Source organism: Microcoleus sp. CAWBG27 (assembly GCF_020883145.1).
GTDB lineage: Bacteria > Cyanobacteriota > Cyanobacteriia > Cyanobacteriales > Microcoleaceae > Microcoleus.
Genome location: NZ_JAHREU010000026.1, coordinates 58018 through 75074, shown reverse-complemented (window position 1 = coordinate 75074; position 17057 = coordinate 58018). Strand labels below are relative to the sequence as shown.

Annotated in this window: 15 protein-coding genes; 5 read left to right on the top strand and 10 right to left on the bottom strand. The window is 44.0% G+C overall.

The window, feature by feature from the left end; genetic code table 11:
- Positions 1-206 precede the first annotated feature (206 nt).
- Positions 207-1088 carry a dTDP-4-dehydrorhamnose reductase gene (gene rfbD / locus QZ938_RS16375; protein ID WP_293352376.1) on the bottom strand — a complete coding sequence of 294 codons (882 nt, stop codon included), beginning with the start codon at positions 1086-1088 and terminating at the stop codon, positions 207-209.
- Between the two features lie 3 nt (positions 1089-1091).
- Positions 1092-1637 (bottom strand): dTDP-4-dehydrorhamnose 3,5-epimerase, encoded by a 546-nt coding sequence (gene rfbC, locus QZ938_RS16370; RefSeq protein WP_293352378.1) that lies wholly within the window; start codon positions 1635-1637, stop codon positions 1092-1094.
- Positions 1638-1687: 50 nt separating this feature from the next.
- On the opposite strand from rfbC, the gene QZ938_RS16365 reads away from it, so the two are divergent.
- Positions 1688-2356, top strand: coding sequence for a methyltransferase domain-containing protein (locus QZ938_RS16365; protein WP_293352380.1), 669 nt, complete (start codon positions 1688-1690; stop codon positions 2354-2356).
- Between the two features lie 189 nt (positions 2357-2545).
- Here QZ938_RS16365 and QZ938_RS16360 read toward each other — a convergent pair whose 3' ends face one another.
- A complete protein-coding gene (locus QZ938_RS16360; protein WP_293352382.1) occupies positions 2546-3094 on the bottom strand; it encodes a Uma2 family endonuclease in 549 nt (182 codons plus the stop codon).
- Between the two features lie 163 nt (positions 3095-3257).
- Here QZ938_RS16360 and QZ938_RS16355 point away from each other — a divergent pair, with 163 nt between their 5' ends.
- Positions 3258-3860: a Uma2 family endonuclease gene (locus tag QZ938_RS16355; protein ID WP_293352384.1), complete on the top strand. Its 603-nt coding sequence runs from the start codon at positions 3258-3260 to the stop codon at positions 3858-3860.
- A gap of 135 nt (positions 3861-3995) precedes the next feature.
- On the opposite strand, the gene QZ938_RS16350 is transcribed toward QZ938_RS16355, so the two are convergent.
- From QZ938_RS16350 to QZ938_RS16335, 4 genes are all read right to left on the bottom strand, one after another.
- Positions 3996-8462, bottom strand: coding sequence for an NACHT domain-containing protein (locus QZ938_RS16350; protein WP_293352386.1), 4467 nt, complete (start codon positions 8460-8462; stop codon positions 3996-3998).
- A 404-nt stretch (positions 8463-8866) separates the two neighbouring features.
- Complete coding sequence (locus QZ938_RS16345) at positions 8867-9262, bottom strand: NUDIX domain-containing protein (RefSeq protein ID WP_293352388.1); 396 nt, start codon at positions 9260-9262, stop codon at positions 8867-8869.
- A 69-nt stretch (positions 9263-9331) separates the two neighbouring features.
- On the bottom strand, positions 9332-9511 hold the full coding sequence (locus tag QZ938_RS16340; protein ID WP_293352390.1) for a CopG family transcriptional regulator: 180 nt from the start codon (positions 9509-9511) through the stop codon (positions 9332-9334).
- Positions 9512-9595: 84 nt separating this feature from the next.
- A complete protein-coding gene (locus QZ938_RS16335; protein WP_293153510.1) occupies positions 9596-9784 on the bottom strand; it encodes a CopG family transcriptional regulator in 189 nt (62 codons plus the stop codon).
- A gap of 232 nt (positions 9785-10016) precedes the next feature.
- Here QZ938_RS16335 and QZ938_RS16330 point away from each other — a divergent pair, with 232 nt between their 5' ends.
- Both QZ938_RS16330 and QZ938_RS16325 read left to right on the top strand, forming a co-directional pair.
- The gene (locus QZ938_RS16330) at positions 10017-10250 is read left to right on the top strand and encodes a hypothetical protein (protein ID WP_293153513.1); all 234 of its coding nucleotides are present in this window, start codon (positions 10017-10019) and stop codon (positions 10248-10250) included.
- Positions 10251-10402: 152 nt separating this feature from the next.
- Positions 10403-11005, top strand: coding sequence for a Uma2 family endonuclease (locus tag QZ938_RS16325; protein WP_293153516.1), 603 nt, complete (start codon positions 10403-10405; stop codon positions 11003-11005).
- 251 nt (positions 11006-11256) lie between these two features.
- On the opposite strand, the gene QZ938_RS16320 is transcribed toward QZ938_RS16325, so the two are convergent.
- Positions 11257-12321, bottom strand: coding sequence for an NAD-dependent epimerase/dehydratase family protein (locus tag QZ938_RS16320; RefSeq protein ID WP_293352392.1), 1065 nt, complete (start codon positions 12319-12321; stop codon positions 11257-11259).
- A 48-nt stretch (positions 12322-12369) separates the two neighbouring features.
- Positions 12370-13203: a glycosyltransferase family 2 protein gene (locus QZ938_RS16315; RefSeq protein WP_293352394.1), complete on the bottom strand. Its 834-nt coding sequence runs from the start codon at positions 13201-13203 to the stop codon at positions 12370-12372.
- Positions 13204-13325: 122 nt separating this feature from the next.
- Here QZ938_RS16315 and QZ938_RS16310 point away from each other — a divergent pair, with 122 nt between their 5' ends.
- Positions 13326-14492, top strand: a complete 1167-nt coding sequence (locus tag QZ938_RS16310; RefSeq protein ID WP_293153525.1) for a transposase — start codon at positions 13326-13328, stop codon at positions 14490-14492.
- Positions 14493-14500: 8 nt separating this feature from the next.
- On the opposite strand, the gene QZ938_RS16305 is transcribed toward QZ938_RS16310, so the two are convergent.
- Entirely contained in the window at positions 14501-16240 is a 1740-nt protein-coding gene (locus QZ938_RS16305) for a hypothetical protein (RefSeq protein ID WP_293352396.1), read from the bottom strand.
- Positions 16241-17057: the final 817 nt, after the last annotated feature.

The window sequence follows — 17057 nt, the reverse complement described above, 5'->3', positions numbered from 1 at the left end:
GACTAAGAGGGCTGAAGCCCAACAACATACCTCATCTTTGTGATAACCGCTATATATTTCATTTAATTTAATGGTTGTTAGCGCCTGCTGAGAAGGCGAATTGTTTTTAAGGTGGGGTTTAAATCCCGTCTTAAAAACTTCGCGCATCTGTCAACTGTCAATTGTCAACTCTGAGGGCGGGCACGGGGGCACCGCCCCTACAACTGTCAACTGTCAACTGTCAACTCTTTAACCAGCATTTGTCTGAGCCCTTGCCGCCAGTGGGGAGGATAGGTTCCCAGAAGTGCTGATATTTTTACTGTAGAAAGTACAGAAAAAGCGGGACGTTTTGCGGGTGTGGGATATTCGGCGGTGGTGATGGGAATTACGCGCTTGATTTTGAGGGGAAAGCCGAGTTTCTCTGCTTCTTCAAAAATGGCGATCGCAAAATCGTACCAACTACACACACCGCTGTTAGTATACTGGTAAGTCCCAAAACTTTCTAGCCCAAGCAGAGGGATGATTTGGGCAGTCGCAGCCCCCAAATCTGCCGTCGAAGTTGGACTTCCAATCTGATCTGCTACTACCCGAAGTTCTTCCCTATCTTTGCCCAATCTCAGCATGGTTTTGACGAAGTTACCTTTACCTCCGTTACCGTAAACCCAGGCGGTTCTAATAATAATATGTCGGTTTCCCGCTTTTCTAATTGCTTCCTCGCCTGCTAATTTGGACTTCCCGTAAATTCCCAATGGGTTTGTAGAATCTGTTTCGAGATAAGCAGAACCGCTGCTACCATCAAATACGTAATCAGTGGAAAAGTGGATTAAACTTGCTCCCAGTTTCTCGCATTCTTCGGCAAAGATGCCCGGTGCGATACCGTTGACTGCGTGGGCTAAGTCTGCTTCGCTTTCGGCTTTGTCAACCGCAGTGTAAGCAGCGGCATTTACGACGACATCCGGTTGAATGTCAGCCATTGCTTGACGGATGGTTTCGGGCTGGGATAAATCGACGGAAGTGCGATCGACTGCAATAACCTCTCCCACAGATAATAGTATGGGCTGTAATTCTTGAGCTAGCTGTCCGCTACCGCCTGCGAGTAAAATTTTCATTATCTAAAACACTTGAGCTCTTTTCAATGTTTGTCCGGCTTTGTCTTTAGGTGATAAAATTGGTTCGGCACCATCTAGCGGCCAGGCGATCGCCAAATCAGGGTCATTCCATACAATACACCGCTCGTGTCCCGGTGCATAGTAGTCTGTAGTTTTGTACAAAACTTCAGCAATGTCTGATACTACTAAAAAACCGTGAGCAAATCCCGCCGGCACCCAAAATTGCCGCTTATTTTCTGCACTCAGTAATTCGCCCACCCACTGTCCGAAAGTCGGCGAACTTTTTCTAATATCCACCGCCACATCATATATTTCGCCCGCCACAACCCGCAGCAATTTACCTTGAGGCTGCTGCATTTGGTAGTGCAAACCCCGCAGCACATTTTTAGAAGACTTGGAATGATTGTCTTGCACAAATTCTGCCGTCACGCCTGTTTTTTCGACAAAAGCTTGGTGATTGAAACTCTCAAAAAAGAAACCGCGATCGTCTCCGAAAATTTTCGGCTCAATTATCAGAACGTCCGGTATTTCTGTAGATATAACATTCATAGTTGGCTGTATCGCGTGATAAACTCATACTCAGTCTATGCTATCTTACTATGAAAACTGACACATATCTCAAAAAGTTGTATGCCAACCGATTTGATTCCCGACAGATGCAAGCCAAGGTGGCACTTTGGAAAGTTTTAATTGACGAATTTTTACAAGATTATGTTCCTCCAGAATCGGCAGTTTTAGATATTGGCGGCGGCTACTGCGAGTTTATCAATCAAATTCGGGCTGGCGACAAATGTTTAATTGACCTGAATCCCGATTCAAAGTTATTTGCTAATGCTGATGTCAAGGTGCTGAATATTGATGTGCTTAACTTAGATAATCGTACTTCTTTTAGCGAACAGTTCGATCGCATTTTTATATCGAACTTTTTTGAACACCTCCGCAACAAAGAGGAACTTGTAGAAATCATCTCATTTTGCTTTGATGCGCTGAAGCCTAGCGGCTCTCTTTTGGTGATTCAGCCAAATTTCAAATACTCTTACAAGGAATACTACGATTTTATCGACCATCAATTACCGATTACACATTTATCCCTGCAAGAGCTTTTACAAACTGTCGGGTTTAAAGTTGATGTAATGATACCGAGATTTTTACCGTTTTCGACGAAAGGGCGGCCGGCTTCGCCGTTGTTGTTAAAGGTTTACCTGAAATTGCCTTTTTTATGGCGTTTTTTGGGCGGGCAAATGTTTGTTAAGGCGTCGAAGATATAAGTTATAAGAGTCGGCGGTTGAAACCGCTACTATACACACAAAGTTATAATAGTCGGCGGTTGAAACCGCTACTACACAAACAAAGTCGGCCTCCGCCGACTGAAGAATAAAGATAAACCTTTAAGAGTCGGCGGTTGAAACCGCTACTATACAAACAAAGTCCGCCTGCGCGGACTGATAGAAAATAGCTCATTTTAATAATTCATCAACGGGAATGCTAAAACCAGGCAAAACAATTTGAGTGCTAACAACTTCCCCAGCAATAAAGATAATTCTAGTTTGTTTTGTGACTACAATAACCCATTGGTTTTCTGGATATACCAGCCAAACTTCCTCACTTCCCGATTCCAAATATTCCGTAGCTTTCGCAATTACATCTTCCGCTAAATCTGTTGGCGAAACAATTTCAGCACATAGAGGGAAGCTTTGCGGTAGGACTTTGAGACTGCCAAATTGTGCGGCTAATTCTGGGGGAAGGTAAGCAACATCAGGATAGCGCCCTTGCTGCTTTGTGCGACAGGGAACGTCGGTATAAACTTTTCCTCCCTGTCGGCTGGAGTCTTTGTAGTTTCTCCAACAAAAGTAAAGATTTCCCTGTACTTCGCTATGCTTGAGAGTCATGCCATTTTTTTCCAATAATTCGCCATCAACCCACTCTTCTAGATCCGGTGGATTTTCCATCCATGCTTCTAGAGAGTAGGTTTGAGATTCGGCGGCAACAACTATAGAAGTTATCATTTTTTGGTTCTCCGTGTGGAACTTTTTTCTATGATATCAGATACGATCGCCCTTTATGCCTGTCACATCCAAGTGTTATCATAAAAATGACGCATTATCAAGCATTTCAGACTGTCTGCTATTGAGATGAATCTGCCATAAAAGGATCAGTTTGAGGACAAAAATGATGAGACAAACTAAATCATCCGCCGCCCTTGCAATCAATCTTCCGCCAACACTCATACTCACCGTTACCCGCGAACAGTTCATCGAATTGGCGATCGCAAATCGGGATGTACAATTAGAACGCACAGCAACAGGAGAATTAATCGTCAACCCTCCCACAGGAGGCGAAACAGGAAGAATAAACATGGAAATCGGCGGACAACTTTGGTTGTGGAACCGACAAAATCAACTAGGTACAGCGTTTAGTTCTTCTACTGGTTTTGACCTACCAAACGGAGCAATTCGCTCTCCTGATGCGTCTTGGGTGCGTCAAGAAAGGTGGGACGCACTCACCCCAGAACAAAAAGAAGGTTTTGCTCCTATTGCTCCTGATTTCGTGGTGGAACTCCGTTCTAAAAGTGACAGAATGCAGCCGCTGCGAGATAAAATGAAAGAATATATGGCAAACCAGGTTCGTTTGGGTTGGTTGATCGATCGCAAAAACCGAAAAGTAGAGATTTATCGGCAAAATATGGAAGTGGAAGTGTTAGAAAATCCTGCAACTTTATCTGGGGAAGAGGTATTACCTGGGTTTGTTTTGGATTTGACACAAATTTGGTAAGATCGAGTCGATCGCCCGCAATATCCAGGTACAGGTTGACTAAAATCAGGCAGAAACCGGGTTTTTTCGACAATTTCCACCGCAGTTTAAAATCCACGAAAAACCCGGTTTCTTGAAGTTCGATCGCCCTTAATATTAAACCAGATCGCACACTGCCCCTAAAGATGCGATCGTCACTTTTTCAGCATCCGTCAAACCCGTAACGCCCGTGATATTCATACCCTCATAAGGTCTTTCAGCTATCAGCGTTTTGAGGCACTCACCAGTCTTGACATCCCAAAGCTTAATAGTTGCATCAAAGCTGCCACTAGCCAGAAGTTTACTGTCAGGACTAAGTGCTATCGATCGTATCCCTTGAGTATGTCCCTCTAAAGTTTTCAGGCAGTCTCCTGTCTGGATATCCCAAATTTTTATTATTTGGTCAAAACCAGCACTAACTAAATTTTTACTGTCAGCGCTAAATGCTACCGATAATAACCATTTACTGTGTTTTTGCAAGGTTTGAAAACATTCTCCAGTACGAATATTCCATAACTTGATTGTTTTGTCCGTACTAGCTAAGGTTAAGCCATCTGGACTAAATGCCACTGAAACCACACCTCCAGTATGTCCTTGTAATGTTTTCAGACATTCTCCTGTGCGAAGATCCCATAGCTTCACTGTTTGGTCTTCACTGCCACTGGCCAGGGTTGTACCATCAGGACTTATTGCTACAGACCACAACCAGTTTATATGTCCTTGCAAAGTTTTCAGACATTCTCCAGTGTTAATATCCCATAACTTGATATTTCCATCTGTACTAACACTGGCTAGGGTTGAACCATTGGGACTAAACATCACTGAATTGACGCCTCGGGTATGTCCTCGAAAGGTTTTCAAGCATTCTCCTGTATGGATATTCCACAACCTGACAGTTGTGTCGCAACTACCACTAGCAACAGTGATACTGTCAGGGCTTATTGCTACTGAGTTAATTCGACCGGTATGACCCTGCAAAGATTTCAGGCATTGTCCAGTTTTGATATCCCATAACTTTAATATTTGGTTTTCATTTCCACTAGCTAAAACTGTAGCGTCAGGGCTAATTGCCACTGCTCGTATAGAATTGATATTACCTTGCAAAGATTTCAGGCATTCTCCGGTTTGGATATCCCAGAGCTTTATTGTTTGGTCATCACTCCCGCTGATAAAGGTTGCACCATTAGGGTTAATTGCTACTGACCTGATTCTATCGATATGTCCCCATAGGGTTTTTAAACAGTCTCCGGTTTGGATATCCCAGAGCTTTATTGTTTGGTCATCACTCCCAGTGATGAAAGTTGCACCATCAGGGCTAATTGCCAACGATCTGACTATATCGGTATGTCCCGATAAGGTTTTTAAATATTGCCCTGTTTGAATATCCCATAGCTTAACGCTTTGGTCATCACCAACAACAGCTAGGACTCTACCATCAGGGCTAATAGCCACTAACCTAACTCTGGCAGTGTGATGTAAGGTGCTTAAACATCGCCCTGTTTGGATATTCCATAGCTTCACAGTTTGGTCACTACTGCCACTGAATAAAATCGTACCATCATTACTGATTGCCACTGACTCTACCGCGTGGCTGTGTCCTTGCAAGGTTTTTAAACATTCCCCACTCTCAATGTTCCATAGTTTTATAGTTTTGTCATCGCTACCACTGGCTAGAATTATACCTTGAGGGCTAATTGCAACTGAATTTACTCGATTGATGTGGTCTACCAAAGTTTTCAAACATTTCCCAGTTTGAATATCCCATAACTTTATGGTTAGGTCAAAACTAGCACTGGCTAAAATTTTACCATCTGGACTAAAAGTGACTGACTTTACCCAATCAGTATGTCCTTTGCATAGAAAAATTTGTTTACTACCCTCAGCTTGCCACAAGCCAACGTCACAACTAGCATCACCGATAGCGAAGTGCTTCCCATCAGCACTAAATGCTACTGCAAAAACTGCACCAAAAGCTTTGATAAAACTAGAATCACTCAAATTCGCCCCAGCAAAATTGACACGCCGCAAACTAGCATTAGAAAAATCCCCACCTTTAATCACAGCCCCCGATAAATCTCTCCCTTCCAAAGCAGCATTATCAATCTTCACCAATACCGTCGCCGCATTCCCACCGATATAACCAACTTCCGCCTCAGTTTTGCCTTTCGTCGCCTCCAAAACTTCTAACAGTCTCGACTTAACCTCACCCACAAACTCGGCTTTTGCCAGCATCGGCACCAACAAATCCATCACCGCTTTCGTCAAAGGTTCCCGCCCGAAACTGTTAAGCAGTTGCCCTAAACTTTCACTCACAAAACCCTTCAAAGCCGGAATCGGCACAATATCACCAGCACGATCCGCCTGACGGCTAAAATACGCCGACCAAGTATAATTCACCGACTCAACAGAATTATCCAAATACAATTGTGCCTGCGATAACTCCGTAAAATCAGCGGGCAAAACCCCCAACTCCGCCGCCAACTTATACGCTACAAAAAACTCCAAGAGTGACCTGTGTGCCGGAGAATAATCCCCCTCAGCATTGCGAATTAACATCGTTTGACCCATCATGTCGTAATGCCAGTGGTCTAAATCCTTTTCTGCTTGCACCGCAGCCCCAAACAAGCGGCGAATTCTGTCTGGAAACAGCCGATAATTCAAACGCATTTGGTCGGTTGATAGCATTTCCCAGGACAGTTCGCACAGGAAAAATAACTTATCTGCCAGGGATGTAAACGTCCTTTCTGCCTTAATATCCCGTTCCATTTTCCGCCGCACCGCATACAGGTAAACTCGCGACATATCCACGGGTTTACCTGCTTGAATATCCGGCAACGATTCTAATATCAATTCTGCCATCACCGGCCGCCGCGCCAAATCCAATAATTGCGGATTGTTCATCACCTGTGCTACAGTTTCGGCATCGGCTTGGTGAGATAATACTTGACGGATTTGGTCGTCGTCAAATGCCGCCAATTCCAATACTTCAAACTGCGGTGTTTCTCCGCTGAGATTGGCAGTCGAGGCTTTTAATTCGGCATTCAATAAAGCGCGTCCTTCTTTGGCTTCGGGAAAGTGTTCTGTGCGACAGGTTAAGATGACTTTTGCACCGGGAACAATTACTTTTGCTAGTTCCCAGAAGTTGTTAATTGTTTGTTGTCGATCGCACTTAGCGGCCATTTCATCAAACCCGTCAAAAATCAACAGCAATTTACCCATCCGATTCAGTTGGTCGAACACTTCGCTATTGAGTCGAATATTATGCTGGGTAAAGAAGAAACCAGCCAAAACATTCTCAACATTCAAAGCTTTTGCATAGTCGCGCAAAGTAATAATTAAAGGCAACCGAGGCCGTTGAGTTCCTTTTTGTTTTGCTTGTTGGTAGCGCTGCAAAGCCGTCCAAGCGTAGTGAAAAGCAAACCAAGTTTTCCCCGTCCCGAATTCGCCCAAAACTGAAATATGTTCCTTCGCCGGATCGTCCATCCACAAGTCAATATAACCGTCAATCCAGCCATCTTCTTCGCCGTAATAGCTCGCATCAATTTGTCGCTTATTAACGCCATCTAACTCGGCTTTCGTACAACCGAGAGGCACGTATTTCCCATCGATTTTTCGGCGCTTAACTTCATTCTCCAACCATTCGATGTAGCCGCTAAAATCAGCATCCACATCAATCAGTTCGTCAAACGTATAACAATCGAGATGGCGATTTTCTGGTTGGTCAACTTCCCTGCGGGCGGCTTTAGAAATCCGGCGCGATGTCACCAGCCAACCTTCATCGGTTTTTTGCGTTTTTACCGACTGTCTCAGCGCCCCGACATCTTGAATTCCCGCTTCTCCCGCCATGCCGCGAATCAAAATGCGATCGAACCTACCCCGCCTCACCGGAATCCGAATAATCCATTCAAAATAGTTATCTTCCCAAACCTGATACGGCTCAAAATCGTAGCCCAATATTTCAAACCAACCGCGCATTTGCTGCGCCAAAGCAAACTCTTGGGATTTTACCGCAGTTTCATTTCCTGCTGGTAAAGCCGGGTTAATTTCCACAGCCAGCCGCGCCATTTCCGCCCGCATTCCTTCGAGAGTTGGCAGTCGATCGAGCCTTTCTTGAACTGCTACAATTTGTTTGTGTACTGAATCAATCTGATGATTCGTCAAAGCTTCTTTGGGATTGCGGGTGCGTTTGGTGACGGCGATAAAAACTGCGGAAAAAGCAGCAAATTCGCGCCGAATGTCAATCCCTAAATCTTTAATTTCATCTCCCAAAGCATAGGCATCGAGAAAATCTTCTCCTTGTTTGAGAAACACAGCCGGAGAATTGCGATCGAATGCTTGGCGGAAAGCTTGTTTAATCTCTTCTTCCCGAAACAGTTCTAAAATTGGCTTGGGTTTACCGACGCCGTATTCTACTAAAGTGTAGGCGTAAACGCTGCTGAAATCCGGTAGCGGATGTTCGGGGTCGAGGTTAAATTGTTTGAGTAATTTGATGACTGTTTCGCTGCGTTGAAACTTATCTTTAATTATAGGATTGGCGATGCTGGTAAGGGCGCCAATAATCATATCAAGATTTGGTACAATCATGCTGGGATTTTGAGGTAGTTGGTGGGGAATTAGGAAATGCGATCGCACCCGACAGACTTGTTTTTATCTTAAGGTCAAAAGTAGTCACAGACTGCTGGCAAGATTATTAAAGCCCGATCCCCCCTAGCCCCCCTTAAGAAGGGGGGGATCGGAATCTTCTTAAAGTCCCCCTTTTTAAGGGGGATTTAGGGGGATCGAGACTATGGTAAAAACGAGATTTCTCAAGACGTTTAGTCTTAAATTAACACCAGTGGCTACTGCCGTCTCCCTACGGTATATTATGAAAATTCATCAATTGGCAGTACATCTAACATCAGCATCCTCACATTAGTTTCCGCAAATCCTGTTCGAGATAAGAGCGATCGCCCTTCAACGCCGCTTTTACCAAATCTTGAACCAAAAGATTAGTCCTGCGTCTTCAGCAAAACCGCGCTGTGCCCAGCGTAGGCGTCATGGATGCGTTCGACATGATTGGAAAAGGTGTTCACCGGCAACTCCGAGGGCAGATACCACTGGATTTCGTCTGCTTCTGCCGTGGTGTGCGGGCTACCTCCGACGACTTCGCAGCGGAATGTAAACACCAAGTCCGATCGCACTGGTATAGCATAAATCGCGATCGCGCCTATCACCTTGACAAGCAAACCAACCTCCTCTTCCACCTCACGGACAACCGCAGCCCACGGAGTTTCCGCCGCCTCAACCCTACCACCAGGCAAGTTCCAAGCATCCCTATCGGTGCGATGGCACAGCAATACCTTGCCGCCGTTATCAATAATCGCAAAAGCACCAATGGTGTGCATGGTTGACAAGCCTAATTTTTGTAATGAATAGCATTGAAATTTTCAGTGAAGTGCGATCGCATTTCACTGCTATGTATCCTTTTTTGCCTCGGTTTCCTGCTGTTGACGGTCTTCCAGTGCTTTGTCGATCGCCTTGCTAACAATCCATGAAACAGAACGTTCTTCAGAAGTAGCCCATTCCTCAAGAGCCTCCTTTTTTTCCTTTGTTACATACACAGCTATCAACTCAAGCTTACGCTTCCCGCCCATTAGGTTTTTCTCTCTTAAATTGACTCACATTTTAACTTCGATCCAATCTTTAACCAACTCACAGAGTGTTAATAGCTGTTGGATTCATTCTTTCACCTCCGGTGTAGATGCTTGTTGCTGTTCTTGACTTTGATACTCTTTAACACCTTTTTCAATCAGCTTCCCAGCCAGCCAAGATACGGATCGCTCATCTTTCTCGGCCCATTCTTCTAATGCTTTGGCGATTTCAGGATTGACGTAAGTTGTTACTCGTGTGAGATTTTTTGCTGCCACGTTTGTGTTTTTTCCATAACTACTTTAGATAACATTCTACTTTTTGACGTTACCTATTGACATGGTGTTACAAGGAATGGTACTATTTTACTTGGTAACAAAAGATGTTACTCAATTTCGACAAAAACCAAACCCCCGCCGTTTCAGACTGCAATCAAGACGCGGCAGGGGTTTGGACTCCCACATTCACGAGATAACCCTATTAGGAGATAACTCATTAGGAGACAACTCTATGATACCAACACCAAAGTCCGTTCCCGAACTACTGCGCGAAGAAATTCCCAACGCGCCCCCCGACAAAAAACCCGTCCGCTTGCTGCTGTGCGGCACTCCCAAGGGCGTCAACTGGATCGTAGATATCCTGCAAATCTTGGGTTTTGCCAAGGTTGAGGAATGGAGTCCGCCTCTCCCCTCGCCGATTAGCGGTGAAATCATGCGGATTTTGACCCGCTATTTTGCTGAGTAGAAATTGATGGTGATGGCTGTTGCCGATTGGAGCGATGGCTGTCACCTACGAACTTTGAATTGTTATAATAAAAATTGCAAATTGTCCTATATTTTGGGCTTTGTGAGATGAGGATTAATTTGCTAAAACAGCATCAATTTTAGGACAAAATCATGGTACAAACCAACTCATCCGCTGCCATTGCACTCAATATTCCACCAGCACTAACGCTCACCGTTACCCGCGAACAATTCGTTGAATTGGCAATGGCTAATCGAGAGTTACAATTAGAACGCACAGCAACAGGAGAATTAATCGTGAATCCACCAACCGGAGGCGAAACAGGATATCGAAATCTGGATATAGAAGGGCAAATCTGGCTGTGGAATCGGCGGACTAGACTCGGTAAAGCATTTAATTCTTCTACTGGTTTTCACCTGCCCAATGGAGCCGATCGCTCTCCCGATGCAGCTTGGGTTCGTCAAGAAAGGTGGGATGCACTCAGCCCAGAACAAAAAGAAGGTTTTATTCCGTTAAGCCCAGATTTTGTCGTGGAACTCCGTTCTAAAAGTGACAGAATCAAACCGCTGCAAGATAAAATGCAAGAATACATGGAAAACCAGGTGCGGTTGGGTTGGTTGATAGATAGAAACAACAGAAAAGTGGAGATTTACAGACAGAACCAAGAAGTAGAATTGCTGGACAATCCTGCAACTTTGTCCGGCGAAGATGTGTTGCCTGGTTTTGTCTTGGATTTGACAGAAGTTTGGGGATAAATGCTGAATTTTGTTAAACAGTGGCAATTCCTCATCTTCTAAGCTGGGAAATTTGATCTATAATGTACGGGGAATATATCAATTTGTTGAAAGTACCTGACGATTGAGAATGTTTATTGAAGATAATAGTGGGAATTGTAGATGGAGATGAAATTTCGCGGTAGGGTGCGTCGCTTCCAACCACTCAAATAGTGGCGAAAATTCTCGTAGCGACGCACCTTACTATTAGCAATCTGCCATTTAAAAACTTCCTACAATATTGAACTCAAAACCACCTCATTAGCAGCAATCCAGTCATAAATATCCTGCAAAGCAGCTTCCGGGCCGATCGCAGGCTGCCATCCAGTCTTCTCCATCACCCTAGAAGAATCGGTAATAAAAATCGGAATATCCCCCGCCCGTTCCTCTAAAACCGGATGAATGGGAATTGATTTACCCGAAATCTTGCGGCACAAATCAGTTGTCTCAACTAAAGACAGACTGTTACTCAAACCACCACCAACATTAAAGACTTCACCGTCAAATTCAGCAAAATGTTCTAACTGATAATTGACTAATCTCAACAAATCTTCAACGTGCAGCAAATCTCTAACTTGCTTACCACTGCCACCAAAACCGATATAATTGAGTGACTTCTGAAAATAATGTGCGGCTACCCACAAACCGCAAACTCCCTGATCGACTTTACCCATTTGCCAAGCACCGGTAATTAACCCGCAGCGGTTGATAATTGCCTGCACGTTGTATGCTTCCCTGTACTCCTCAATCAGCAATTCCGAAGCTAATTTAGTTGCTCCGTAAAGCGAACGGTGTCCTTTTAACGGGAAGTCTTCGGAAATGCCTAACTTGGAGATACCGGGTAATGTTTGTTCTGGGGCGATCGCAAATCTATCATCCAACTCCAATAACTCGATCGACTTGACAGAGGCGATCGGATAAACCCGACTCGTAGACAAAAACAGCAAACTCGCACCAGTCTGTCTCGCCAACTCCAAAACATTCACAGTACCCAGCAAATTCGTCTGCAAAACGTACTGAGGCGAACTAAAACCCGCCAGCACAGAAGGCTCCGCAGCGCAATCTAGAATACAATCGGCATTGAGTGCAACTGGATCTAAATCAGCCGCCGTGCGAATATCCCCGTAAACAAACTGAATCCCAGAACTTTTAAGTCTGGGAATATTCAATTCCGAACCCCGGCGACGCAGGTTATCCAAACAAATTATTTGCCATTCCGGGTGAAGTTTCTTCAGGCCAATTGCCAAACAACTGCCGATAAAACCCGCACCGCCCACAATTAAAATTCTTTCAGGCATTAACTAAATTTCTTGCTAAAATATGGTTCGTAGTAAGGACTTCAGTCCTTATTCCTTCGCAGTCAGGACTTCACTCCTTGACTTAGGCAACAAATCTAATTGCAACTCATTCATCTTTTTAGTCCGGTGGTAGTCGCCGCGAGAGAGATGTTTTTCCAGCCAGACATACAAGACAATAAACAAGTATCGACTGCCCATCTCTTTGATTTTAAGCTTAGAAATACCAGCAGTCCGATTGTACCATCTCAGAGGAATCACCGTATAGGAAAAACCCCGAACAATTGCTTTTAGGGGAAGTTCGACAGTCAAATTAAAGTGATGGCTCAAAATCGGTTGTATGCCTTCAATCACTTCTTTCCGGTAGATTTTAAAAGCATTGGTGACATCGTTGTAGCGCAACCCAAAAATACTTTTGACAAACCAGTTTGCTAAGCGATTAATTCCTAACTTGTGAATTGGATAATCAACGACAAACCCGCCTTTGATAAATCTGGAACCGAAAACGCAGTCATATCCTGCTTGCAATTGGCGGTATCCTGCTACCAAATCTACGGGATCGTCGGAAGCATCCGCCATCACAATCGCCACAGCATCGCCTTCAAATTCCGCCAATCCCCGGCGCACGGCAAATCCGAAACCGTTGGGAGGTTGATTGTTGATGTATCTAACTGTGGGGAAAGTCTCTGACAATTCCTGGCAAATGTCAACTGTTTTATCAGTGCTATTGTCATTCACAATCAAAATTTCGTGCTCGATCCCTTCTAAATCAAGCGTCTGGGCTAAAGCCCGCACAGTACCTTCCAAACAGCCCTCTTCATTGTGGGCTGGTATAACCACCGAAATTTTCACCAAAACCTCCGAGAAGCCCCTGGCTTCAGACATGGGGAGGGATAGGAGCGGCGATTGAGGGGGTTCGATGCCCCCTCAATCGCCATGCAATCTCCAGGAATGGCTCGTAATCTTGCTGTATAATTAGACATATCAATTGTCAAATTTTTTGAATTGTGGAACAAGTATTGACGTTAGTTTGCAAACTCCAACCAACGCCTGAGCAAGCTTCTAAAACAGATGCTTTGTTGAAGGCGTTTGCGGATGGTTGCAACTGGGTCAATCAGGTTGTTAAAGGTGGCGTGACCAGCAAAACGACGATTCAAAGCTTGACCTACCAAGAATTGAGAAAACAGTTTGGATTGAGCGCAAATCAGGCTGTGCGCGTCTGTGCCAGGGTTGGCGCAAATCGTAAAACCGCCAAGCTGAAAAACAAACCTGTGCAAGCGTTCAAAGCAACTAGCGCTGATTATGATGCCCGAATCTTTGGCTTTAGAGAAAAGGATTGGACGGTTAGTTTGACTCTGCTTAACGGACGTGAGCATATCAAATTGGATTTGGGAAACTACCAGCGAGGCAAGCTCAAAGGTCGAGTTCCTACCAGCGCTCAATTGTGCAAGCACAGGGACGGACGCTACTACATTCATATTCAACTCAAAGACGAAACGCCAGAGCCGATTCATTCCGATCGAGTGATTGGTGTTGACTTTGGGCGGCGTGATATTGCGGTAACAAGCGAGGGTGATAAATGGGACGGTAAGCAAATTCAGCAGGTCAGGGATAGGTTCTCTAAGGTTAGAGCATCGCTTCAAGCAAAAGCCTCGAAGGGCACAAGATCGACTCGTCGTCGGGCGAGACAGATTTTGCAACGGCTGTCGGGACGTGAGCGGCGCTTTCAACAATGGTTGAACCATAACATCAGCAAAGTAATTGTTCTGTCTGCCCTTCAACACAATGCCATTATTGCAATTGAGGATTTGACGGGTATCAGGGAACGCACCAATCAGCAACCCAGAAACAAAACCGAACGCCGCCGATCTAATAGTTGGGCGTTCTTCCAACTGAGGATGTTTCTGAACTACAAGAGTTTGAATTACGGCGCCCTGTTGGTGACAGTTAACCCTGCCTACACCAGCCAAACTTGCCACGTGTGCAACCATATCGGGTCCAGAAGCGATAAGCGATTTAAGTGTGGCAACTGTGGCTGGCATGGTGACGCTGATGTAAATGGTTCGTTTAATATTGCCAATCTTGGAGCCGTTGTAAGTCGGCTTAGAGGCTCGGACACGCTTAGTTGCGATGTCCAGGGCTACCAAAAGCCCCCCGCTTCAGCGGTGGGGTAACTTACTCCTCATCCTCCGCGCAACTGGACAAACTGGTTGTCAACAGGATTATACACCCAAGCTTTGATTTCGGTTTGGCCGATCGCCAAATCGCCACCAGACACATCAACCGCCCACCTCGCATTGTTGTACAACTGCGATTTCAAAGTCTTAGCAATATCGGGGCTGTCCAAATTTACATAAGCGTTAGCAAAAAAAGATTTGTTATCGCCGACAGATAGCAGTACAATATTCGGCTGTTTCCTGTTGTCTGGCAAAACCGCCCAACCAGCAGCTTTCAAGAATTTATCGCCCGTTGGAGGTTTGTCTAAATAGCCGTAAACTTTCTTGGTATTAGCAATAAACTCTACATTTTTCGCGAACTTTCTCCAACCAAATTTATCGAGAATAGCAGCACCATCTCTCACCAGCCAAGTTTTTTTGCTCAGCACCCTCAAACAGCTTTCTGGCGAATTCTTAAAAAAATCCGACGGTTCCAGGTAGTTAATTAACTGCAAACAATCTCGAGCGCCTTGCTTGTAAAGGAGTGCAGAGCTAGTTTGGGCGATCGCATTCTGAGAATTAACAATAATTATCCCAATTAATAGCAATAAAACTCCTCTATAAATAAATTTATAGTTGAATTTCAACAGAGATTTTGTTTCTCGAATAAACAATTGTCCTAACTGAACCAAAACAATTAACAGTAAAATCGAATTAGTCGTATATCTTGAAGATTCGATCGCCTGAATTGCCCCAAAATTAGCCCTACCAGCCGTAATAAACAAAGCCGACAAAACCGAAAACAAACCTATTGACAGCCAAGGCAAAGCCTGAGATCGCAATCCTAAATCAATTGTGGGATCGGCATCTTGCCCGTCCCCACCCAATCCCAAATCTGTTGATAAAATATTCTTCCCAAAATACCATACAAAAAATCCGAAAATTGCAAATACTACCAATCCTACAAATGCCGAAATTCCCGGAAATCTAACAATTGGTGAACCCAACAAACTCAAAAAATAATCAATTACCACCAGCGGCTTATTCAACAATGCAATAATACTTGTTTTACGGCTAGGATGATAATCAATGGAGTAAATAGCACAAGTTGCTGCAAACAGTAATATCCATAGAATTAATCTGCTTTTTTTCTGTACTCGATTTCCCTCCAAATCCACCACAGCCGGAACCGCCGCCAACCAAGATAGCAAACCTTGAGCCAAAGAAAAACTAGCAATAAAACAGAATACAGCAGCAATAGAAATCCTAATATTAGGCAATAATTTGTGAGTTGCAACCAGCGCATACACCGCCGCTATAAAACACAGATTTACGAAAAACCAAGCTAATTGAAATCCCCAAAGCCAGTTTTCATGTTGAACCAGGGAGAAAAGTAAAATACAAGTTAAAATATTAGCTAAATGCCATAAATTATCCCCAACATTCTTAACCGGTATCGAGGATAACTTGTACAGAGTCATAAAAGTTATCCCAGCCAAACCGATGCTGAGACACAACTGATAATTGATATTCCATCTGGAAGCAAAAACCAGCACAGCAATAATTAATTTCGGAAAGACTATGCGGTGGTTGCTGTGCAAAGCCCAAAAATCGTTAAAGGTTACACTTCCCTGAGCGATTTTCTCAAACAGGCTAGCCAACCTCCACTCGTCATCAATGGGCACGTTAACGCTAAAAGTGGCTACAAATCCGATTAAAAGGACGACTGGAAGTAGATATAGCGTAAATAAGATAAATTTTTTCATGAATGTGCGATCGCACCAATTGCCATCACTATTTTATATTAATATCGTTAAATCATTCTCATCATGTTTGTAGTGAGGACTTCAGTCCTGATAATTTGGGGGAATTAGGATTAAATTCCTCACTACGAATCAGGCTAATTAGGACTAAAGTCCTTACTACAAACCAGTCATCCAGTTTGTAGTGAGGACTTCAGTCCTGATAATTTGGGGGAATTAGGATTAAATTCCTCGCTACGAATCAGGCTAATTAGGACTAAAGTCCTTACTACAAACCAGTCATCCAGTTTGTAGTGAGGACTTCAGTCCTGATAATTTGGGGGAATTAGGATTAAATTCCTCGCTACGAATTAGGCTAATTAGGACTAAAGTCCTTACTACAAACCAGTCATCCAGTTTGTAGTGAGGACTTCAGTCCTCATAATTTGGGGGAATTATGATTAAATTCCTCACTACGAATCAGGCTAATTAGGACTAAAGTCCTTACTACAAACCAGTCATCCAGTTTGTAGTGAGGACTTCAGTCCTCATAATTTGGGGGAATTAGATTAAAGTCATCACTACGAACCGGGCTAATTAGGACTAAAGTCCTTACTACAAACCAGTCATCCAGTTTGTAGTGAGGACTTCAGTCCTCATAATTTGGGGGAATTATGATTAAATTCCTCACTACGAATCAGGCTAATTAGGACTAAAGTCATTACTACAAACCAGTCATCCAGTTTGTAGTGAGGACTTCAGTCCTCATAATTTGGGGGAATTAGATTAAAGTCATCACTACGAACCGGGCTAATTAGGACTAAAGTCCTCACTACAAACC